This window comes from Candidatus Paceibacterota bacterium, from assembly GCA_041661265.1.
Taxonomy (GTDB): Bacteria; Patescibacteriota; Minisyncoccia; order JAHIHE01; family JAGLIN01; genus JBAZUT01.
In genome coordinates this window covers 60085-81347 of the sequence record JBAZUT010000007.1, presented here as the reverse complement: position 1 = coordinate 81347, position 21263 = coordinate 60085, and the positions used below count along the sequence as shown (strand labels likewise).

Genomic DNA, 21263 nt, shown 5'->3' with positions numbered 1-21263 from the left:
TAAGTAATGAAAATAAAAACATAACGCCGTTAGGCGTGTTTGTGGTTTGTCTGTTTTGATCAAGGATAATTTTAGGTCAGAAAAAATAATGAATAAAAAACTTAGTTTTCCAAAACACATCGCTTTCATCCCTGATGGAAACAGGAGATGGGCGAAGAAGCATAAATTAAAAGCGTGGCTCGGGCATAAGACGGGAGCGGAGAATTTTCGAAAGCTTTTGGAGGTCGCTATGGAATTTGGAGTATCGCATATTTCTTTCTGGGGCTCGTCGCAGGACAATCTGGCAAAACGACCGAAGGAAGAGGTTGAGTTCCTTCTGGATCTGTTCAGGGACAAGTTTTTAAGCCTCTCCAAAGACGAAAAGATCCATGAAAAAAAGGTCAAGATCAGCGTTTTCGGTTCCTGGCGCGAGCAGTTTCCTCTGCCCGTCAGGGAGTCCATCGAAAAAGCGATAGAAGCGACGAAAGATTACGGCGATTATCATCTGAATTTCTTTCTGGCTTACAGCGGAACGGCGGAAATTTCTGATGCGATCAAGGCGATAGTCCGGAAAGCAAGGACGGACGGATCGCTTCTCATAGACAAAAATTTGGTGAAAGAATGTTTATATACGAAAGAGCTGCCTTCGGTTGACCTTATGATCAGGACCGGAGGGGAGCCGCATCTCAGCGACGGATTCATGATGTGGGAGACTGCCAACGCTCAGCTGTATTTTTCTGACAAGCTATGGCCGGATTTTAACAAGTCGGATTTCAAGGATGCGATAATAGACTATTCAAAAAGAGAGAGAAGGTTTGGAAAATAATGATCTATCTATAGAAATTATATTTATCCCGTTACCGGAATGCTTGCGTGGAATATTCAGAAGAAAAAGGGAGTTCCCGGAAGTATTTCGTGAAAGACTTCGGATGCAAATCTGTTGTTGCGGGGCCTATCCCTTCTTTTTTTGTTATGACAAGCTTCGTTAACAATCTCATAAATTCGGGACATCTCAGGACTGAAAGGATCATTGATGCTTTTCGAGCGGTTCGCAGGAGAGATTTTGTGCCCAGGGAGTTCAAAGAAGAATCCGAACTGAACGAGCCACTTCCGACGGCATACGGGCAGACGATATCCCAGCCGCTGACTGTCGCTTTCATGCTGGAACTTCTTTCTCCCGGCGAGAGTGAAAAGGTTCTTGATGTCGGTTCGGGTTCGGGCTGGCAAAGCGCGCTTCTTGCATGCATTGTGGGAGAAAAAGGCAAAGTGATCGCCATTGAGAGGATACCCGAGCTTTCGGATTTTGGGAGAGGAAATGCGAAAAAATACGGATTTAAGAATTTGGAATTCGTGGTCGGAGACGGGACTTTGGGCTATAAGGAAGAGGCGCCATTCGACAAGATCATCGTTGCGGCATCCGCAGCGGGCAAGGTTCCGAGTGAACTCAAGAAGCAGTTGAAGGTCGGCGGAAGGCTGGTTATCCCGGTGGATCGGAGTATCTGGCTTATTGAAAAGATATCGGAGAATGGGTTCAAGGAAACGGAATATCCAGGTTTCGTTTTTGTTCCACTTATCCCGAACTCTTCGCAGTGAAAATATTAATGAAGAATAATCTCAAATCATTATGTCAAAGAAGGGAATACTATCCGCAGCTCTGTTTTTTTTCTTTGTAGCCGCAGCGATCGCAAGCGGAACCTATTATCATGTTCAGAGCCAGATCAAGGCTCCGCTTGTTGCAGGGTCGGCTGAAGAAAAAGAATTTGCAGTCCAAAAAGGCGAGAGCGTGAAAGATATTTCCACAAATTTGGAAAAAGAAGGTCTGATCAGAGGCGCCGGATATTTCCAGGTCTATGTCTGGCAGGAAAAAGTGGCCGAAAAGATACAAGCAGGCAAATACCAGCTTTCTCCCTCTATGTCCATCCCGGAAATTGCGGACATCCTCATGGGCGGAAAAATAAAGAATGAAGATGTCTGGGTGACGATCCCGGAAGGTTTCATGGTCAGCGACATAGACAGGAGGCTTGCGGAAAACGGACTTATCAAGGAAGGCGAGTTCGTCAGAATGGACGGAGATCTCAAGATGGATCTCTCGCAATATGTTTTTTTGGCCGGCAGGCCTGAAGGTTCCGGGCTTGAAGGATTCTATTTTCCTGATACCTATAAATATAAAAAGGGCGTTTCTGTTGAAGACATAGCAAGAAAAATGCTGGATAATTTCGGCCGGAAGCTGAGCGAGAGCCTCCAGAAAGAGATCGGCAGGCAGAACAAGACGGTTTATGAGACGATAGTTCTGGCCAGTATCATTGAAAAGGAAGCCGGGTCCGCAAAAGACATGAAAAAAGTTTCGAGCGTCTTTCACAACAGGCTGGTATTGGGAATGAAGTTGGAATCGGATGCAACGGTGAATTATGTGATCAGAAAAGGAAGGTCTCAGGCGACCTATGAGGATCTGGAAATAAATTCTCCGTTCAATACATATATGTATGCAGGACTTCCTCCGGGACCGATCTCGAATCCGGGGCTTGATGCGATAATTGCGGCAATATATCCCGATTCAACCGATTACTATTATTTTTTGACGAGACGCGATAATGATCAGGCGGTTTTCTCGAAAACATTCGACGAGCACATTCTGAACAAGAACAGATATCTTAAATAAAGCCGTTTCTCTCCCAATAGAGGGTGGGGACTGGATCAATCTAAAATAAAAAAATATGACGCTATCAAAAAAAATTGCAGGAAAAAAGATCCTAATGGTCATTGCCAAAAAGGATTTCAGGGATGAGGAATATTTCGTCCCGCATGAGATGTTCCAGAAAGAAGGAGCAAGCGTGACGACCGCGAGTTCGGTGAAAGGAGAAGTGGTCGGTGTCGAGGGAGGAGAAGCAAGATCGACCATGACGCTGAAAGAGGCCAATCCGAAAGATTTTGATGCTGTAGTTTTCATCGGAGGAGAGGGCGCAAAGGAATATTTTGATAACGATGAGGCCCATAAGATCGTTCAGGAATTCAATTCGATGAGAAAGATCGTTGCTGCCATTTGCATCGCGCCTGTAATTTTGGCAAGGTCGGGGATCTTGAAAGTGAAAAAAGCGACAGTCTGGTCCAGTCTTGCGAATAAAAGCGGCCTGAAGGAGCTTGAAAGCGCAGGCTGCAACTATTGCGACGAAGGAGTGGTCGTCGACGGGAATATAATCACGGCAGACGGTCCGGCCAAGTCCGAGGAATTCGCACAAGCCGTAATTGAAGCCTTGTCCAGGCCGGCCGATGGGAAGAAACAGGCGTAAGTGTTCGTTTTTCATGTTTGATGCAGTTTTTTCGGCATTCTTCCGTATTTGATACACCCATCCGCCTTCGGCGGATGATCGCGAATGGCAAGCGTCTATTTGCTTCGTGGATTCCTGCTTTCGCAGGAATGACTCGGATCTCTTAATATCAGATAATCACGCTTGACAAGGATTATATTTCGTGTAGAATAGCATATGTAAGAAGTCCATAGACAGCAGGCTCGAAAATAAGACCTGCCGAGGATGAAAGTCCGCCTTCGGCAGGCAGGAAGAAGTCGAGCCTACAGCGTGACGAAGTCCGCTTTCGGTCTGCAGAAAGACCTTTGGCGAGACTAGGTAAGGCACGAACAATGTTTTACTGCGTCTATGGAAGCGCAGTTTTTTATTTTTAATAACAATAATCATATGGCAGCAACGAAAGCAGAAAAAACGCAGATCATAAAGGATCTTGCGGAGAAATTCGCCAAGGCCAAATCCATTGTTTTTTTGGGTTTCCAGGGACTTACGGTCAAGGATGACATGGATTTCCGAAGGAGAATGACCAAGGAAAACATCGATTACAAAGTTTCAAAAAAGACGCTCATAAAAAAAGGATTGAAGGAAGCCAAGATCGACAAAGTGGATGATCTGGTGATCGAAGGCCCGGTCTCGGTGGCGATCGGATATGAAGACGAAGTGGCTCCGGCAAGGATCGCGAAAGAATTTTCAAAAGTGAGCGACAAGATCAAAATTCTCGGAGGCTATATGGCTTCAAAATTCCTGAGCGCAAGCGAAATGAAAACCATTGCGACTCTCCCGGGCAAAGACCAATTGAGAGCGCAATTGATCGGCACGATCAATGCTCCGGTAACCGGATTTGTGAATGTTCTCGCGGGAAATATGAGAGGACTCGTCACGGTTTTGAAAGCTTACGGAGACACGAAGAAATAAGTTTGAAAAAATAACGAATTTTATGGAGCCTATCTCAAGAATCGCTTTTGAGATGAAATTGTCAGGATTTCGAGCGAAATGGATGAAAGACGAGAAGGAATATCGGAAATATTTCGACGAGTCCTGAATCCATTGCAGCCGAAATCATGCAATTTGGGCCAAAATGGATTTTTGAAATAGGCTCCTAAATAAATAATTTAATTAATTGTTAAGAAAGGAAAAATAATATGGCAGAAGACAAAAAAGAAGTAGTTGTTCCTGAGAAGTTCGCGGACCTTGTTAAGAAGATCGAAACCTTGAGCGTTCTTGAGCTCTCAGAGCTCGTGAAGGTTCTCGAGGAAAAGTTCGGAGTTTCAGCATCCGCTCCGATGGCAATGGCTATGCCGGTCGCTGGCGCAGCAGCAGGCGCAGCAGCTGAAGAAAAGACTGATTTCAACATCGAACTTGTAGCTGCAGGAGATGCAAAGATCGCTGTTATCAAAGTGGTCAGAGAGATCACCGGAAAAGGACTCAAAGAAGCAAAGGACTTGGTTGACGCAGCACCGAAGGTTGTAAAGGAAAAAGTTCCGAAGGCTGAAGCTGAAGAGCTCAAGAAGAAGCTCGAAGCCGCAGGGGCAACAGTAAGTTTGAAGTAACATGAATTTCTCTCCCCCTTTGAAAAAGGGGGATTAAGGGGGATTTTAGATAAAAGACAGGGGATTAGATCCTCTGTTTTTTAATGCATCTCTATTGATTTTAAAAAGAAAAGAGAGTAGGATTGAGGCAAGATAAAATACTAATTAAAATAAATAAATCATGGCGGTCAAGATTGCTTCTCTAAATACAATCCTGTTTAAGGGTTTCAAAAAATGCAAAGTTATATTTCATCCAGGATTGAATCTTTTGGTAGGCGGAAATAATTCCGGTAAAAGTTCACTTCTTCAAGCAATATATCTTGCGTTTGATTTTCTTAAGACTACAGAAGGAATTAGTGAGGTCGATAAAAAAAAGGCTGCCAAAGAGGAGAGGCTGCGAGGTACATCAATAAAAAATATCACTTTACCATTTCACGAAGAGTCTTATATATCAGAAGGTCTGAAAAGAAGAACCAACAGAGAAACAGCAACGAAAATAGAGATTGCTCTGACAGACGGTTTTGAATTCATGGAAACCGCAACATTTCCAGGAGGAAATCTGTTGATTATTAGCAGTGACAATCGTGGACATGCTGGATCTAATAAATATAGGAAACAAATAGAAAATCTTATTAAAAGTCAAAGACGGTTTCCGCTATTTATACCGAGTTTTTCTGGTGTTGCTTCAAAAGAGGAGATCAAACAAGAAGTAGTTGTAAAGTATTATATAGCATTAGGCAGATCAAATGAGGTATTGCGAAATCAATTACAGAGTATTTCGCCAAAGAAACTGGACCGATTAAACACATATTTAAATTCTGGTTTTGGAATGAAACTTGTTTCAAATTCTACTAAGGAAATATTTCTGTCTGCTCTTTACAAGGAGGGCGAACGTGAAAATATGGATATTTCATCAGGTGGGAGTGGTTTTCAGCAGATACTGCAAATTCTTGTTTATATCGTTTCATCGAATGCTGATGTTATTTTGATTGATGAACCAGATGCTCATTTACATTATAAATTGCAGCACGTTTTATACGATATATTATTAGATCTTATTAAGGATGGAAAACAAATCATCGTTGCCACGCATTCCCAAGTGTTTATTAAAAAGGCGATTCAAAATAGTAACAGATTGATATTGGTTGACAAAAACATTGATGAACAAAAATCTCTTTCTGAATATGCAGAAGGAATAAGAGAACTATACAAAATTGGTTTAATAGATGAATATGATATTGCACATGGTGCGAGTTTGAAAGTAATAAGTCTCGAAGATAGTATTGGCGGTAATGGATTTAATATTATGCAAGAGTTTTTAAAAAAAATTGGGATAAAAGAACCCAAGTTTAGATTTATATCGAGTCAAGATTCTGGCAATCACACTGATTCTTACATACAAGCCAAAAGTAAAATCGAAAATGTTAAATTGGAAGTATTAGAATTTAGGGATAGCGACTCATTAAACCAAGAACATTTAAAAACTATCAAGACAAAAATAGATAAGAATAATTTTAATATTTGCTATACCAATGCTCATGAGACTGAAAACTATCTCATAAACTCAAAAGTCATATCGAGAGTTCTTGAAAATAAGAATGTTGAAATGAATGCTAAATCTGTAGAAAAATATTTTATAAAGATTCTTGAGAAGCAAGAGAATAGAGATGTATTAATTGATTCCCTGAGGGGTGCACTCGATGGGCAATATAAGAGGAATTATCGAGAAATCGATGTAGAATACGGAATGATTTCTGTGGAGGTCGACAAGCGAGTGCGCGATATTAGAGATAATTATTACAAATATCCATATGAATTACTGCCGGGAAAGGAAATTATGAGAATATTTAAAGGAAAAATAAAAGATGATTATAATATCTCTATTTCTGAAACTGAAATAGCGCAGAGTTTTAAAGAAGCTGAAATTCCAAAAGAAATAAGGGATGCTATAAATGTTTGGAAAGAGAGCAAGAAATGAAGCTTGCTGAGTCTTCATTTGTCTGATAAATCTGAAATATGAAATATTGAATTGTAAGTTGAACCAGAAGATTATTAAAATTTATTAATATTACTAATAAAATAATCATGGAAGATATGCCAATAGATGCCGTACATTTTTTGATTTTTATTATCCCTGGGTTTGTGGCAACCTGGACGTTTCGTCATTTTGCCAAGTCTAGGGGCGGCGGGGATTTTGAATATTTAGGTCTTAGTTTTGTTTGGGGGTTTGTATTATTGATTATTACTCAACAATTTCTAGTACGTACAAACGCGCCAGAAAAAGATCTAAATAACATTTATGTCATTGCATTTATTTCAATGTTTATAGGCGTTGCAATGGGTTGGCTTGGGAGTCATTTGTCGAAATGTAAATATTTTAAAAGATTTATTGAATGGATAACCCCAAAATAAGGTCGGAATCAGGGGATGGGGGTCACAGGGGATGGGGGTCAAGTCTTAATATTTAAGCAGGGGATGGGGGTCAAGTCTTAATATTTAACAGATAGAAAAATAATGCTTCGGTTGGTTCAGGTCTCTGCACCTGAATCAAAAGTTTTTTATTACATATTTAGCAACGCCATGATCGAATGCGATACAATGTTCGGGAAGAAAAAACTTGTTGAAAAAGACAAACAAATTACGGTTCCTGAATATTCATTTGCATTGTGTGGGGGATAAATGGCATTATAATAAAATCTATTTTTCGCTATCTTAATATTATTGCTATGGCTAGAATTTTAAGATAGTACTTATTTATTTTTCCCGCACTATGATAATATGTAATATCATATTATCCAGATATATATTGGTTATTAATTTATAACTTAAGAATAACATGAAGGAAATATGATGGCAAAATGCTTCCGTTGTGGGTTCTTTGCCCTTGTGGTAAAATACAATAAAGAAATAACAAATCAATATATGAATAAAAACAAAATAGTATCTATAAGGGCAGTTATGATATTTGTCATAATGTTTTCTTTGGGAACTGTTCTGGGATTGACCGCATACATGCTTACAATCAAAAAGTCGCCAGATATTCCCGTTCAGCCGATTCCTGATTCGTCTATCGCACCAAATCCATCCGATAATCCTGAGACGGACATATCGGATTGGAAAACATATCAAAACAAGGATTATGGAATTTCATTTAAATATCCCTCCTCGTGGTTGTTGGAAAAAGATTCTGCAGACAAAAACCTTTTTGGCATGTCGTTTTCCATAGAGAACATTAATACAACTTTGTCAGTTGTTGGTATTACTAATAACTATGTGGATGACGGTCCTCCTGGCTGGTTTGGATATTGCGCTGTAGCGTATAAGGACGTTGATCAATTTTGCAAAGAAGGATGTATAAGGATAAATGACAAAACTGCAACAAGAAGAGGAAGAGAAAATCATGGAGATGCGGGATATAGTCTTCTGGCTTATACAAACGCTAGTAAAAATTTCCCATCAATTTGTTGGGAGCTTGACATGGGATTGATATTATCCAAAATTGCTGACCAAAAAGGCATAGAGTATTACAAAGTCAAAGATGAAGATGTGGAGGCTTATATAAAAGAAAATGACAAAGACGAAAATTTGAAAGACATAATACTAAAATTCGAAGAATTTTCTCAATCCATAAAATCATTTTAAAGCCAAATAAATTGAGGAAGCAAGTAAGATAATTTATGAAAAAATTTGAAAAAACTGTGTCAAAATTGTCAAGAATTGACGCGGTTTTTATTTCATGTTAACTTGAGTCGTTAGCAAAAGAGTGATTATCGGCCTTTTTAAGGATGATAATGTTCTTTGACAAACAAAACAAAAAAACAGGAGAAAAGATAGAGAATGGAAAATAGAACAAAAGAAACAAAAGAAAGAATTGGAAACGTAATAAAAACAATAAAAAGTCTTGAAACAGTTGGAATAATTGTGTTATTTCTGGCAAATGTTGCTAGCGCCGGAATTCCGATTTCGGATGGATTTGACTATCCAGTAGGCATTCCAGATCATACTGGCTATCAAATTAGCGGATGGAACTTTTTAGATAATGAAGGACCTATTTATGGTAATGTTATACATCCCGGAGAAGATTGGAATGGAAATGGTGGATCGGATACAGACCTAGGTGATTCTGTTTATGCAATATCAAATGGCCACGTTGTAGCATCAGATGATTATGGATGCGGATGGGGTAATATAACCTTAATTGAACATAAGTTGCAAAATGGAACTATTGTTTGGTCAAATTATGCCCACTTGGAAACAAGGCTGGTCTCTAGTGGCGATTATGTCAGACGTGGTGAACAAATTGGAACAATTGGAAAAGGTGCGACTTCTGATGAACCATGTGTCAAGATATACCCTGCACATCTTCACTTTGAAACGCGAAGAAATTATCTTTCGCCCAGTAGTTGGACTCCAATAGTTGATTCCGAAGTGCAGGTAAGAGCCAATTATTACAATCCTTCAGACTTTATCAATGCCAACCGTCCCCAAATTGCGCCTCTGGTTGGCGACTGGGACGGGAATGGGATCGACGAAACGGGAACATTCAACCCTCGCGAAACGAGATTCATCCTTCGAGATGGAAAATATAAGGAGATATTGAATAAGCAAATGGGCGATCCGGGAGATCTTCCGATCGTTGGAAACTGGAGCGGAAAGAATGCTACTATCGGCATATATCGACCAAAAGAAGCAAAATTCTTTTTGGATCATAACAACGATGGCATAATCGATCCGGTGTCTGACCAGGAATTTCTCTTCGGCAACATCGGAGATTATCCGATCGTAGGCGACTGGGATAATGACGGGAAAGATGAGATTGGCGTCTATAGGATCTCGGAGGAAGATGCCACCAAGGCTACATTCTTCCTGAATAAAACGGACAAAACAGAGGAAGTGAAATTTGATGTAACGGCGAATGACACTCCGATCATCGGTGATTGGAATAATGACGGAACGGATGATGTCGGAGTTTTCAGAAGATTTGATCCAAAGAACAGCAAGAATGCGGTGTTCTATCTCAAGAATGGCACTGAAATGATCAGCATTGAATTTGGTGACAATACAGATTTTCCGCTTGCCGGAAAGCCGAAAAAAGACGGACTGACCAGGATCGGAATATACAGGCCGACAACTGAAAAGTTTGAGTTCAGGTCTAAGCCGGTCGTTCCAAAGTCATCTGACAAGCCTTCGCTTGATCTTGATTATCCGAGTGGTGGAGAAACTTGGATTCCGGGAAGTACCGAGGTAATTCAATGGACGGCAATCGGCGATGTTGGAACAAATTTGAATATCGCGCTTCTGAAGAAAGGAGTTTTGATAAACGAGATGACGGCGTCAATCAGCGCAAATTCAGCGCAAATTATTATCTCAGATACCCAGGCAGAAGGAAAAGACTATCAGATCAGGATCACGAGTTTTGAGAAGCCGGAATATTCTTCGATCAGCAATCATTTTGCGATCAATCCCGCTTCATCTTCTACGCCCACACCAACACCAACGCCAACACCGCCAACTCCCACAGGGCCGGTCCACAACGTCAACAAAAACAAAGACTATGCCAAGATACAAGATGCCATCAATGATGCAAATGTCGAAGACGAGATCAATGTCTACAGTGGAACATACTTCGAGATCATAAACGCGAGCAAGAAGCTGACCATTGAAGGAATGGATTCAGGAAGCGGAATGCCGACGATAGATGCTCAGAAGAAGGGCAGTGTCGTCAAACTTTATGCCGGCAATGTCACATTCCGGAACTTTACGCTTGTGAATGCAAGCGATTGGTCGGCTGGCATCGATGTTCCGTCCAGCGGAAACAGGATATTATACAATGTGATAAAGAATAACAGCTACGGCATAAACTTCGAGTATTACAGCCGTGATAACATTGTCACAAAGAATATAATATCCAATGGAACAACAGGAATACAGCTGGGCTATTTCACCCGCAATAATACGCTCCTCCAGAACGATATAACCGATAATGAATATAACATCTATCTGATGTACACTACGAAGAATATTTTCGATGGCAATTACATCAGGTCTGGCCATTATGGTCTGTATTTCTTCTATGGAGCGGACTATTCCACCGACAATTGGATATACAGGAATAAGTTCATAGGAAACACAAACGACACGGAAATACTATATCCATATCCCAGCGCTAACATCTGGAATTCAACGACTCAAATATCTTATGACTTCAACGGCAAGACACACCAGAGCTATCTCGGAAACTACTGGGACAGGTATTCGGGATTCGATTCGGATAAGGATGGAATAGGCGATACGCCATATGCGATAAGCGATGTTTCAAAAGAAGTGGATAGCTATCCGCTGATGAGCCAGAATATCGGATAAAGATCCAAATAAAGAACGCAAAAGCTGAATTAATTTTATTCGGCTTATTTTATTATTTATTTGCTATCTTAAAATAATTGCTATGGCTAGAATTTTAAGATAGTACTTATTTATTTTTACCGCACTACGATATTGGGATTGATAGCTGTATTAAATTAAAAAAAGCATGCTTCGATTTGCATGCCATTATATTAGAGATATTCTTTGGCGTATTTCCTTATAATGGGGAATATTTTTTTTGCTTCTTCTTCATTTTTTATGTACCCATCCAAGACAGGTCTTCCGTTCTCATTGATGATGGTGTAGTTCAGCCATCCCGCTTCGATGCATTCTTTGACTATTTTGTCCTGTTCCAGTACATCTTTACAAACTATTTTAATCTTTATTATAGCCGTATTCATCACTTCCTGGATTCGATTATAGAGATAAAGTTTAGCGGTGTCAATATAATATTGATAAATATTTATAAAATGATAAATTCATGGAATATCGTTGTTTCGAAAACGGACAAAACAACGGATAACGGTATTGAGGTGAAAATATGGCAGAGAATAAAACCAGAGAAATGATCAAAAGATTGGAAAATGGAGAGCTTGATGAGGTGCTCGCGGCCGCCCTGAACGAGGCAAACAAACACAAAAAAATAGGCATAACAGTGGCCGATTTGAGGAAAAGCGTCCTCGAAGATCTTCGCGAAAAGGAAGCAAGCCAAAAACAAGGTTAAACAATCCTGGCATCAACATCAATGTTGCTCTGCCTTTTTTTAAATCAACAGATCAAAAATATTTATTATTTGCCCCAAATAACCTTAACAGGTTCAACTAAAGAAGATATGCATTCCACGTTTATGACCATCTCTAATTCGCGCGAATAGGCGAATAGTTGAGATTTTAACGAAAGGCTGAAAGAAAGATAATAAAAAGGGCATAGATATGCCTTAGGACGGTAGTTTCTAAAATTGGTTGTGAATCGCTCGCTGGATCATTTCGCTGGTTTTTTTTAAATTTCCTTCTTTCGAGGATATTTTGCTTTCAACAATGTCCTGAAGCAACGATGCGTGAAAATTGCACATTGCGTGCTTTGTGCCAAACAGCACGACCAGCTCTTCAAGCGCCTGTTCATTTTTGGAAGACTTTACGAGCCCGATCAGTTCATATGGCTCATAGCCCAATTCGTTTCTTCAAAAAGAAGATTCAGATGCTCTATCGCCTTGGAGTTTCCCGACGAATTCACTATTCTTATCAAATTTTTATTTTTTTCGTTGTTTTCTTCACTGACTTTTCTTTTAATGGCAACTCCTCCCTTTCTTATTGCAAGTTTATGATAATTCAAAATCATTTAATGTCAAGTATAAAGGAGGCGGGGCGATCTGGATCGATCAAAGTAAAAAATATATTTCATGCCTTGGTCCTTCAATAGGAATCGAAAAGTCGGGATAGGTGTTTGTTGACAAAGAGTTGTTTCATGATATGATGAAAAGCTCCATAAAGCAGGAGGCGATTTTACGGAGTCGGATAAGGAATCAATTCGAAAAAAGATCATTGAAAACAGCAGAAACGCGATCGTATGCATGCTTCTCGGCCTGGAACTTATTGTTCTAAGCATTTTTTCTGTTCCTGGAATAAATTTGGATCAGGCAATCAGGCCAGTTCTTGTCGTCATGGGGGCCGGTTTTGGACTGTCGGGATCCTTTATCATCATGAGACAGGGAGTTTCAACCGAAACGCTGGGAAGGGTTAAGGAATTGCAAAAATTATCAATGAATGAACGTCTGGATATCATAACCGAAAAAATGCAACTGGAGAAGTTTTTGAGCATCGGCTTGATCATTTCGCTGATCGGAATGTTCGTTCAGTTCATGCATGTTGCAGTCGGTTTGATGATAATAACCGCAGGAATGCTGACAGTCATCCTGTATTCCGGGCATTATATGAGGAAAACAACGATCAAAACTTGAATGGCGAAGATAAATTTCATCGCCGTTTTTTATTGAAGTAAAAAAAAGACGCTCTATGTTCTGAGTCGTCTCTTGCGGGTTTGTATCTAGCGTAATTTGTATATTTCGTTCATTAAGTTTTTGACCATATCTTGGTCTATTGGTTCGTTCGGACACACCCCTTTTTTCTTGAAAGCCGTTCCAGCGATCGCACCATTCGCAATCAAGAGCTGAGATGACGCGTTTGTGGAAGTCAGTCCGCTGCCGATTATGACCGGATGTTTTCCGACCGCTTGCTTGACGATCCGAAGGTCTTCAAGTCTTGTTTCTCCGCCGGTATATTCTCCTGTAACCACTATAGCGTCTGTCAAAGCCATGGCTTTCATAGCTGATTCGCTTATGGGCGTATTTGGATCAACCAGTTCATAGTATTTCGGATGTATGCCACCCAGGAGTGCGATCTTCGGATAATGTTTGCGGACTGCCAATAGATCTCTTTGGTTTACCGATCTGCAGCCGACGAATTCGCCTGTAACATGGTCCAACTGGACAAAATTTGCGCCCGTCAGGCCGGCGATTCGGAAAGCTTTTTCATAGTCATTCGGCAGTACATTGATTCCCACGGGAATCTTTGCTTTTTTCATCACTGCTTCGGTGATCTTGAGGAGAGCTTTTGCAGTTTCTTCGGTTGCGGTATTTGCGTCAAGATAGCCCCACCCGTAATTTTCCACGATCACTCCTTCAACATAAGGCTCCAATTTCTTCAGGTCTTCGAGGGCCTGAGCGATCTGCCGGTTCTCTTCCTGTTTAAATACGTGTATCATTGCGATGATGGGTTTTTCTTTCTTGAATATCTTTTTAAATAGCATTTTATTCATTCTATTCCGCCTCCTTTTGGAATATCTGTTCCTAAAGTCTAATCCAAAGGATGCTTGGAGTCAATTTTTTCAGGAATGAAGGATTTTATCGCGGAAATTCAGGACGGATTGACGATCTCAGATGTTTGAATTGATGTTATATAAACGAAGGTTATAGAAATTGACTGAAGAAAAAGAAAAAATCCTCTTGTGATAAAAAGGATTTTCAGAACGGTTTAGAGCTCGATCATTATCGCCGTAGCCTCGCCATGATCTATATGCGTTTCGCTTTTTTCAATTTCTTCTTTGCTCCTGTTGTAGGCAAGGATCTCATCAAGTCCTCCTTTTTCATAAAGCTCGAACATTCTTTTTCCGAGACTTTTTTCGTCGTGGCTTTCCGGATAGTAGTAGAATCCATCACTGACCAACAGAAGACGATCGGCTTTTTCTCTAGGGATAACTATCTTCTGCATGCATGTCTCGAATTTTCGCTGTCCGTTCAGAAGGCCGAATCCGGCATCGTCCCCGAGATCATTGATCCTTTGGCGCCTTGTGGCACTGAACATCGGAAGGTATTCTTTCCACGTCACATTGCGGTCGCCTTTGTGCTTGATCATCAATTTTTTGACGATCATACGATCCTCGGTGTCGTTCAAAAACAGTTGGTTTTTCGTGGCAATGATCTTGCCGTCCTTGGTCAAAGCGAAGGCCAGGCAATCTCCGGCCTGAAGAATATCTATCTCTTCATGGCGGATCTTTAGGGCGGAGAAACTTGTTCCCGACAGAAGCTCGGAATTTTTTTCGGGAATCCCGGATTGTTTTCGCCTGATGTATCGATTGGCTTTTTTGATGACATTTTCCAATGAGTCATTGATCTTGGCTCCGGCAAATTCCGCCAAGACAGCATCTGTCGCCATTCTTCCGCCTGTTTTCCTGTCGATGACCCGTGGACCGTTGTCGGGAAGGTATGCTCCGCTCACTCCATCTGCCACGACAAAGAAAGGGTTTTGAGCATAAAAACCATCTTCGGTTTTTTCCATGGGTACGGAGCCCGGACTGTAGAGTGCTTTTATTATCACCTAAAATTCCTCCTGATATTCTCTCGTCTGCGGATGTGTTTATATCCACAACATGCAATCATATAGCATTACTCTGGCTGTAGTCAAGGCTTCTGTGAGAACAGCAGACAGAGTTCGAATACGCGGATTGACAATTTAAAAAAATTGATTCAATATTATATTAAACGGAGGTTATAGAAATTGACTGAAGAAAAAAAACCAAAAATTAAAGAAGTGACGCCAAAGTGTCCGGGTTGCGGGTCGACTAATATGGATATTCCCAAAAGTATTGAAAAAAGAGAAGACGGATTTTTTATCAAGGGAACCGATCTTCAGCTTCTCACTTTGCCTGATCCGGCCTATGTATGCCTTGATTGCAGCAGGGAGATGAGCGTGGATGAACTCATGCGTTCCATCGGACATATCTGATTCATCAAAACAGAGGAATTGTTGAATAAACATTCCTTTTTTCATTGCTTTTGTACGGTTTTATGCTAATATATATTAATGATCGCGAAGCGCGATAGAACATCAAAAAAACAAACAGAAAAAGGAGGAAAAACTATGTCGGCAAAGCTGGATGAATATTGGGGCAGCGGGGGATTAGCCCAGAGGGAAGAGCGGTTTCGCGCGATAATGGAAATTTATCCCGTGAAAGATTTCAAGGTACAGCTCCAGAAATTAAAAGAGATCCTTGATGAGGTGCTGAAAGAAAAAAAAGACATGATAAAGGAGGAAGTTGATGCGATCTGCATAATGAAAAAAGAAGTGGAGGCGCTGCTTTCACAGGAACAGGTGACGAAAGGTGAATTCGATTTCATTTCTGGCCTGGTGTTCAACGGAGCAAAAATGCCTAAGTGCAATTTTCTAGGGTTACTTTAATACCCTTTTTTTATTGCGTTCATTCAATTTTTTGACTTTCTCGGAGATTGTGATAATATCTTATGTTGCCCTGATCGATGTGGGCAATTATTGTGAAACTTCACGATATGACAAGAGGTGAGATTTTGGAAAATTTAGCAAGGAATCCGACCTGCGACATGTTCATCGAAAAAGAACTTCGTGATGCGGGGATAAGGCTCGTTCGGGGCAAAAGACAAGAAGGAGAAGTGCCTGCCACTATCAGCGGCGCGCTTGGAGCCTTCAGGTTTATCAGGGCGTGGTACTATTGGATCGTTGAAGGAAAGATGCCGCTTGATGTTGCGAAGGAACTCTATGAAGATCCAGTCGGAAAAACGGACGTTAGAGTTGCGGGACATGGCGGCTGTCCGCCTCCTGAAGATCCCTGGATCCGGTGGGAAGATAACAAAGAGCGGGAGATATATCCGTTATCAAATAAGCCAAAAAATTATCCGGAAAGCGAATTGGGCTACAAGGCTTTTTTTGAAGATCCTTCAAAGATAGGAAAAGGATATATAACCCTGTATCATATCGACACCGAAGAAGGGCTGAAGCTCTTTGTGGAAACGATCCGGAAACATCAGTTATTTTAAGACAATTTTGCATAGTCTGCCTGGGTATAAAACTCAGGTTTTTTTAATTGTCATGTGTCAATTTGTCACGGCGCGAGATAGTTGACATTTTGTAGCATTTGTGATAAAATGTCAGGTTGCTAAAATCGTATTAGCAATTATTGCGATGCAGGTTAAATGGAGGTAGATTCAAAATGCAAGCAATTGTACGTTATAAAACAAAGGAAATTCCGAAAGAGGTCCGTGGCCTATTCGAACCCGGCGCAGTATGCTTTGAAGACATTTCGCAGTTCATAGAACTTGAAAAGCTGGATCCTGAATTGTTGGAAATGATCAGAGATGCCCTGTGTAAAAAAATATATGAGATAATGATAATAGGTAATTTCCGCGATCTGTCAGGGGCGCAGGAACTTCTGGAGAAGCTGGGTATTCAAAAGATCTCCATCTCTGAAGAGGATTTATCCGTTCTGGAGGATTCGCATCGGCGCATATCCGAGCATGATCTCCTGGTGCTGTGCACTTCTCAAATGTCGTCACATGGCGAATATGATCTTGTGAAAGCGAGAAGGATCCTGAAATGGGCGGATTATTCGGATGAAGAACTGACTGACGAAAGAGTAAAGAAGATCCTGGACTGGCGTCATGTTCTAATGCAGATGAAGAGGAATAGGATCGAAAGGATCGGATCGGTCCGGGAATTATTGGAGGAGGGAGCATGAAAGCGATAGTATGCGTGTCGGGAATGGCAGTGAAAGGCGACTTGATATCCGAAGATATTATCATGGAGGGTGTCGAAAAGGCGATACTGAATATGAACATGTTAGACCTGATCAGGGAACATACCGGAAAGGCATTGGACGAAATTCTTCTGGTGCCGCAATTTATGGAATGCGGAGACGGAACACAGGTTGTCATGCACGAAGCGGATGCATCTTTGCGGAAAACGCAAGCCATGCTGGTCAAGATCGGGGTGCATGTTCCCCATGCGGAAGACCTGCCCTATGGCGTGCAGAAAAAGATCGAAGATGGATTCAAGAAAATTATGAAAGGCTACTACGTTATCAATTTTAAGATGAACCACGAGAGTCTCTACAGGACGATCAAGGGATGATCATGGGAAATTATAAAGCGGAAGACATTGTTCTTCCGTTCTTTTTAATTCTGAAAGCGGCGGCCCCTTTCTCTATGGATCACGAAATCAGTACAAAAAAACAGGGGATTTGCTTCCCTCTGTTTTCTGAAAATGTGTCTAATTTGTTTCGCTTGCAGGGTCCAGCTTGAAGATGTTTGTGCCGGAAAGGACGAAGAGCGCCTCCTCTTTGTCGTCGGCCGTCATATCCTTGATGTCGAAATTGAAATTCTTCACGATGAATTGTTTCAAAAGAGTTCCCTTTTCTTTATCAAAAACGATTATCCTGTTTTTTTGCGGATCTGCAACATAGAGATTTTTGAGTCCTGTTTCAGTGAAAATGATCGTCGGATTTGTGGCTGGATCCTTCAGCTCATCCACGGAGAATTTGATCTTGTTTCCGGTAAGATATTCTTCGACCTGGCCGTTCGACCGGAGAAGAAATATCGTGGAATCGATCGCCATTGAAGTCGCATTCCTGATGTCGATCGCCGTTTTCTCGTTCATCCATTTTGTTCCGGCGCCGAAGCCGTCAGCGGTCTCTCTGTGTTTGAATACCTGGTTGGCGCCCGGCTCAAGGAGATAAATAAAACTATTATATGAAGCGATCGCCGTTATATCGGAAAGGTCCTGATTCAGCTCTATATTCTGCGATTTCAATTCGGATCTTTTGGCATCGAAAGTCAGGACCTTGCTGCTTTCCGTGATAAAGACGATCTCGCCTGATTTCGGTATGACGGTCGCAAGCTTTGTTTTTCCCGAATCTCCGGCATTCTTTATCGAAAGCTGAACCTCTTCTTCTTTTCCGCTTGCGAGATCAAGCTTGAATACCGAGTTATCCTGGTTGATCGTGAAATAATTTCCCTTGAATTTTGTCAAAGTCGATATATTCAAGATTTTCTCATTCTTTGAAAGGTCCATTGCGACCAGGGGACTGTCGATCCTGAAAACTTTGTCGATCTTGTCGATCTGGACCTGGATATCCGCGAGAAGTGAATTCGCGTCGGCGGAGAGATTCGCATATCCGTCCTTGATCTCAGTGGCGATGACCCTTGCTTCAAGGAGGGTTTGTCTTGCTTTTTCGGGGTCGTTGATCAGGGCCACTTCGGCATCGTCGATCTTTGTTTTTGCCTGTTCCAGGCGGTCGGCATATTTCTGTTTTTCGGCCTCTATCTGATTGTTGTAGTTTGTAATGACCACATTTCCCAGCAGGACTATAAAAATGAAGACTATCGCCGAGAATACGATCTTGCTGTTTCGCACTATCCGCATTTTCTGTGTGATGTCTATCTGCGGTTTCTTGAATCTCAGCTTGTAAAGAAAAGGCATGCCCGCCGATGTTATTTTCGAAAATGAAGTTTTAACCTTTTCCGATATGCTGGTTGCAGAACCTGAAACCGTTTTCGGCATCGTTTCTATATTTCGGGCGTGATCGTTCTTGGGGCTTGGCGCGCGCTTTTCGGGATCCTCGGCTTCGATATGCGGCGTCGGGGCATAGCTTTCATTGTTCTCTGTCTGTCCGATCTTCGCTCTCCATGGAGCCGGCTCGCTCTCATTTGCCTCGGACCTCGGTCCTGTTTCCTGCGGCGTGCGTTCCTTTTCTTCAAACTCCTTTATAATATTTTCCAGGCTGATCTTTTCCGGCTTATCCGGATATTCAGACCCTCCGGTTTCGTTGAACTCTTCCGCAGTCATCACTTCTGTGGCAGTATTGCCCTCATTGACCGTTTCGTGTATTGCCGTAATCGTTTTTTCCGGCAGATCTTCCGTCATGATCCTCACCTGAGGGATCCTGGCTTCTTCTCTTGCACTTTCCATGCCGACAAGAAGCGCAGCGATCGTGCTGACATTATTCTCTTTTGCAATGGTCTCCTGTATGCTGTTTGAAAATTCGGTGAAATCTCCCAAAGAAGACATCTGTCTTATTTTTTCAGTGGAAAGGACATTGAACAGTCCGGGAGTCGCAAAAAGCACCACATCGCCGACTTCGAGTTCTCCGCTTGCCATATTGGCAAACGTCCTGAAAGGGTGCGGCTTCTCATCGGAGGTCACATTTTTCCCGATATCTCTTATCTTGCCGTTCCTGATCAGGAGCGTTTTGATCTTTCCGGTCTGGCTGAGCTGCAGTTCTTTGTTCCGATGGGCCGCGCAAGTCATGTTTAGATTTCCGATCCAAGCGACATTTCCCTGTTCGGCCAGATCTGATAGCGTAGAGTTAACTTTGTTCAGACTTGCTTCAAGGCTTTCCAAGGTTGTCCTTTTCTTGTTCGAGTAGAATTCTTTTTTAATTATGGAAGCGAGAAGGTTCACTATATATGATGAGTTTTCGGGAAGATTGACGACTTCTCCGATGATATAAAGATTGCCCAGCGATTTTTCTTCGATATTTTCCGGCTCATAGACGAAAATATCGCAAAAAGACCTTTCTTCTTCATCGGAAAAAACTATTTCTTTTATGTTTGTTTTGTAGTCTTTGAAATTTTCCATTTATTTTTTAGTACTAGGTTTAACTTAAATATTATAATATGTTTCGGCATATATTGCAAACAGGAAAATGTTTTTATTTTTGAATTTTTGTGGTATAATGCAATAAATAGTAAATTGGAATACGTTTCGATATTTTTTATGCGTAAACTGAAAAAATTCGTATATGTGGCACTGTTTATGCTTTTGGGCGTGCTTGTAGGTTTCATCGTGCATGCTGTTGCGGAAATTTGGTACGCGGGTCTTCTTATTTTGAATTTCAAAAAATACGGCCGTGGCCTGTCCTGGGTGGAATTATATTTTGCGCATCAGATAATCTCTTTTCTTTTTGTGTTTCTTGGGGCGGTCTCGGGATATCTTCAGGGGCTATTCTGGTGGAAGGTCGTTTATGGAAAAAGGAGCAGGCATTGAAGCGGGTTAGCGGCCGGAAATACTTGTCATAAATGCTAAAAAATATATAATTAATCTAATAGTCCGCTTGAAAAAAATTTATCGCAGAATATAAAAGCGTAAATGTTTTTTTATGCGGGTCGCAAATTTTATTTTAATGAATCCAATTATGTCATCGGAAACCCTTGAAAAACTTTTTCATTCCAAGATAGAAGTGAAGCTTCTGAGGCTATTTTTCAATAATCCGGAGGAATTCTATCTGGCAACCGATATTGCTGAAAAATCCAAGATAGACCTGGCGCTTTTGAAAAAAGAGATCGCGAATCTCGTTGATGTGAAATTCCTGATCTCAAAGAAAAAATCAGGGAAAGTATTTTATGGAATAAATTCTTCATTTGCGCTTCTTGGCGAACTGAAAAGACTGGTTTTCAAGGCGAGTCCGACATCTTCAGACAGAATCATGAATCAAGTTGAAAAGCTGGGGCAGATCAGGTTGCTGGTGATCTCCGGCGCGCTGATAAATTCGGAGAAGGGAAGGGTGGACATGATGATCGTCGGAGAGCATATCAGCAAAAGCAGGCTGAAGAATTTTCTTGAGAACACGGAAGCTGAAATAGGCAGAAATATAAATTATGTATCGATGAGCACAGACGAATTCAGATACAGGAGGAGTATGTTCGATAAATTTGTAATTGACATTCTTGAAGGCCCGCACAAGGTCCTCATCGACAAGCTTAAGAGCGAACTCTAGTCAGGGTCATTTT

Annotated in this window: 25 protein-coding genes; 19 read left to right on the top strand and 6 right to left on the bottom strand. The window is 41.3% G+C overall.

The genetic code is table 11. The features are described 5' to 3' along the window. The first annotated feature begins 88 nt into the window (after nucleotides 1-88). The 10 genes from uppS to WC788_06085 all read left to right on the top strand — a co-directional run bounded on the left by uppS (nucleotide 89) and on the right by WC788_06085 (nucleotide 11173). Nucleotides 89-805 (top strand): polyprenyl diphosphate synthase, encoded by a 717-nt coding sequence (uppS, locus tag WC788_06130; protein MFA6097179.1) that lies wholly within the window; start codon nucleotides 89-91, stop codon nucleotides 803-805. 47 nt (nucleotides 806-852) lie between these two features. Continuing rightward, nucleotides 853-1572 (top strand): protein-L-isoaspartate O-methyltransferase, encoded by a 720-nt coding sequence (gene pcm / locus WC788_06125; GenBank protein ID MFA6097178.1) that lies wholly within the window; start codon nucleotides 853-855, stop codon nucleotides 1570-1572. A 31-nt stretch (nucleotides 1573-1603) separates the two neighbouring features. After that, nucleotides 1604-2638 carry an endolytic transglycosylase MltG gene (gene mltG / locus WC788_06120; protein MFA6097177.1) on the top strand — a complete coding sequence of 345 codons (1035 nt, stop codon included), beginning with the start codon at nucleotides 1604-1606 and terminating at the stop codon, nucleotides 2636-2638. A gap of 55 nt (nucleotides 2639-2693) precedes the next feature. Beyond that, nucleotides 2694-3266, top strand: coding sequence for a DJ-1/PfpI family protein (locus tag WC788_06115; protein ID MFA6097176.1), 573 nt, complete (start codon nucleotides 2694-2696; stop codon nucleotides 3264-3266). 405 nt (nucleotides 3267-3671) lie between these two features. Further along, nucleotides 3672-4196, top strand: a complete 525-nt coding sequence (rplJ, locus tag WC788_06110; GenBank protein MFA6097175.1) for a 50S ribosomal protein L10 — start codon at nucleotides 3672-3674, stop codon at nucleotides 4194-4196. A 227-nt stretch (nucleotides 4197-4423) separates the two neighbouring features. Further along, the gene (rplL, locus tag WC788_06105; protein MFA6097174.1) at nucleotides 4424-4831 is read left to right on the top strand and encodes a 50S ribosomal protein L7/L12; all 408 of its coding nucleotides are present in this window, start codon (nucleotides 4424-4426) and stop codon (nucleotides 4829-4831) included. Between the two features lie 160 nt (nucleotides 4832-4991). Beyond that, entirely contained in the window at nucleotides 4992-6788 is a 1797-nt protein-coding gene (locus tag WC788_06100) for an AAA family ATPase (GenBank protein ID MFA6097173.1), read from the top strand. 107 nt (nucleotides 6789-6895) lie between these two features. Further along, nucleotides 6896-7222 (top strand): hypothetical protein, encoded by a 327-nt coding sequence (locus tag WC788_06095; protein MFA6097172.1) that lies wholly within the window; start codon nucleotides 6896-6898, stop codon nucleotides 7220-7222. A 435-nt stretch (nucleotides 7223-7657) separates the two neighbouring features. Then, nucleotides 7658-8452, top strand: a complete 795-nt coding sequence (locus WC788_06090; GenBank protein ID MFA6097171.1) for a hypothetical protein — start codon at nucleotides 7658-7660, stop codon at nucleotides 8450-8452. A 195-nt stretch (nucleotides 8453-8647) separates the two neighbouring features. Beyond that, nucleotides 8648-11173 carry a NosD domain-containing protein gene (locus tag WC788_06085; protein MFA6097170.1) on the top strand — a complete coding sequence of 842 codons (2526 nt, stop codon included), beginning with the start codon at nucleotides 8648-8650 and terminating at the stop codon, nucleotides 11171-11173. A 191-nt stretch (nucleotides 11174-11364) separates the two neighbouring features. Here the strand turns inward: WC788_06085 and WC788_06080 are convergent, their stop codons facing one another. Beyond that, nucleotides 11365-11574, bottom strand: a complete 210-nt coding sequence (locus tag WC788_06080) for a hypothetical protein (GenBank protein ID MFA6097169.1) — start codon at nucleotides 11572-11574, stop codon at nucleotides 11365-11367. Between the two features lie 140 nt (nucleotides 11575-11714). On the opposite strand from WC788_06080, the gene WC788_06075 reads away from it, so the two are divergent. Beyond that, nucleotides 11715-11897, top strand: coding sequence for a hypothetical protein (locus WC788_06075; protein MFA6097168.1), 183 nt, complete (start codon nucleotides 11715-11717; stop codon nucleotides 11895-11897). Between the two features lie 228 nt (nucleotides 11898-12125). On the opposite strand, the gene WC788_06070 is transcribed toward WC788_06075, so the two are convergent. Together WC788_06070 and WC788_06065 are read right to left on the bottom strand one after the other, a co-directional pair. Continuing rightward, nucleotides 12126-12344, bottom strand: coding sequence for a hypothetical protein (locus WC788_06070; GenBank protein ID MFA6097167.1), 219 nt, complete (start codon nucleotides 12342-12344; stop codon nucleotides 12126-12128). Further along, nucleotides 12320-12505, bottom strand: coding sequence for a hypothetical protein (locus WC788_06065; GenBank protein MFA6097166.1), 186 nt, complete (start codon nucleotides 12503-12505; stop codon nucleotides 12320-12322). Before WC788_06065 ends, WC788_06070 begins: the two co-directional genes overlap by 25 nt. A 238-nt stretch (nucleotides 12506-12743) precedes the next feature. On the opposite strand from WC788_06065, the gene WC788_06060 reads away from it, so the two are divergent. Further along, nucleotides 12744-13130: a hypothetical protein gene (locus WC788_06060; GenBank protein MFA6097165.1), complete on the top strand. Its 387-nt coding sequence runs from the start codon at nucleotides 12744-12746 to the stop codon at nucleotides 13128-13130. A gap of 86 nt (nucleotides 13131-13216) precedes the next feature. On the opposite strand, the gene WC788_06055 is transcribed toward WC788_06060, so the two are convergent. After that, nucleotides 13217-13987, bottom strand: coding sequence for a BtpA/SgcQ family protein (locus WC788_06055; protein ID MFA6097164.1), 771 nt, complete (start codon nucleotides 13985-13987; stop codon nucleotides 13217-13219). A gap of 215 nt (nucleotides 13988-14202) precedes the next feature. After that, the gene (locus WC788_06050) at nucleotides 14203-15045 is read right to left on the bottom strand and encodes a hypothetical protein (protein ID MFA6097163.1); all 843 of its coding nucleotides are present in this window, start codon (nucleotides 15043-15045) and stop codon (nucleotides 14203-14205) included. Nucleotides 15046-15225: 180 nt separating this feature from the next. Here WC788_06050 and WC788_06045 point away from each other — a divergent pair, with 180 nt between their 5' ends. From WC788_06045 to WC788_06025, 5 genes are all read left to right on the top strand, one after another. Next, nucleotides 15226-15453 carry a hypothetical protein gene (locus WC788_06045; GenBank protein MFA6097162.1) on the top strand — a complete coding sequence of 76 codons (228 nt, stop codon included), beginning with the start codon at nucleotides 15226-15228 and terminating at the stop codon, nucleotides 15451-15453. Nucleotides 15454-15588: 135 nt separating this feature from the next. After that, entirely contained in the window at nucleotides 15589-15906 is a 318-nt protein-coding gene (locus WC788_06040; GenBank protein MFA6097161.1) for a hypothetical protein, read from the top strand. A 125-nt stretch (nucleotides 15907-16031) separates the two neighbouring features. Next, nucleotides 16032-16517, top strand: a complete 486-nt coding sequence (locus WC788_06035; protein ID MFA6097160.1) for a hypothetical protein — start codon at nucleotides 16032-16034, stop codon at nucleotides 16515-16517. A 173-nt stretch (nucleotides 16518-16690) separates the two neighbouring features. Further along, nucleotides 16691-17215, top strand: a complete 525-nt coding sequence (locus tag WC788_06030; protein MFA6097159.1) for a hypothetical protein — start codon at nucleotides 16691-16693, stop codon at nucleotides 17213-17215. Beyond that, nucleotides 17212-17607 carry a hypothetical protein gene (locus tag WC788_06025; GenBank protein MFA6097158.1) on the top strand — a complete coding sequence of 132 codons (396 nt, stop codon included), beginning with the start codon at nucleotides 17212-17214 and terminating at the stop codon, nucleotides 17605-17607. Before WC788_06030 ends, WC788_06025 begins: the two co-directional genes overlap by 4 nt. Before the next feature lie 138 nt (nucleotides 17608-17745). On the opposite strand, the gene WC788_06020 is transcribed toward WC788_06025, so the two are convergent. Next, nucleotides 17746-20112 carry a hypothetical protein gene (locus tag WC788_06020; GenBank protein ID MFA6097157.1) on the bottom strand — a complete coding sequence of 789 codons (2367 nt, stop codon included), beginning with the start codon at nucleotides 20110-20112 and terminating at the stop codon, nucleotides 17746-17748. 138 nt (nucleotides 20113-20250) lie between these two features. Here WC788_06020 and WC788_06015 point away from each other — a divergent pair, with 138 nt between their 5' ends. Next, nucleotides 20251-20520, top strand: a complete 270-nt coding sequence (locus WC788_06015) for a hypothetical protein (protein ID MFA6097156.1) — start codon at nucleotides 20251-20253, stop codon at nucleotides 20518-20520. 148 nt (nucleotides 20521-20668) lie between these two features. Next, nucleotides 20669-21250: a hypothetical protein gene (locus WC788_06010; protein MFA6097155.1), complete on the top strand. Its 582-nt coding sequence runs from the start codon at nucleotides 20669-20671 to the stop codon at nucleotides 21248-21250. Nucleotides 21251-21263: the final 13 nt, after the last annotated feature.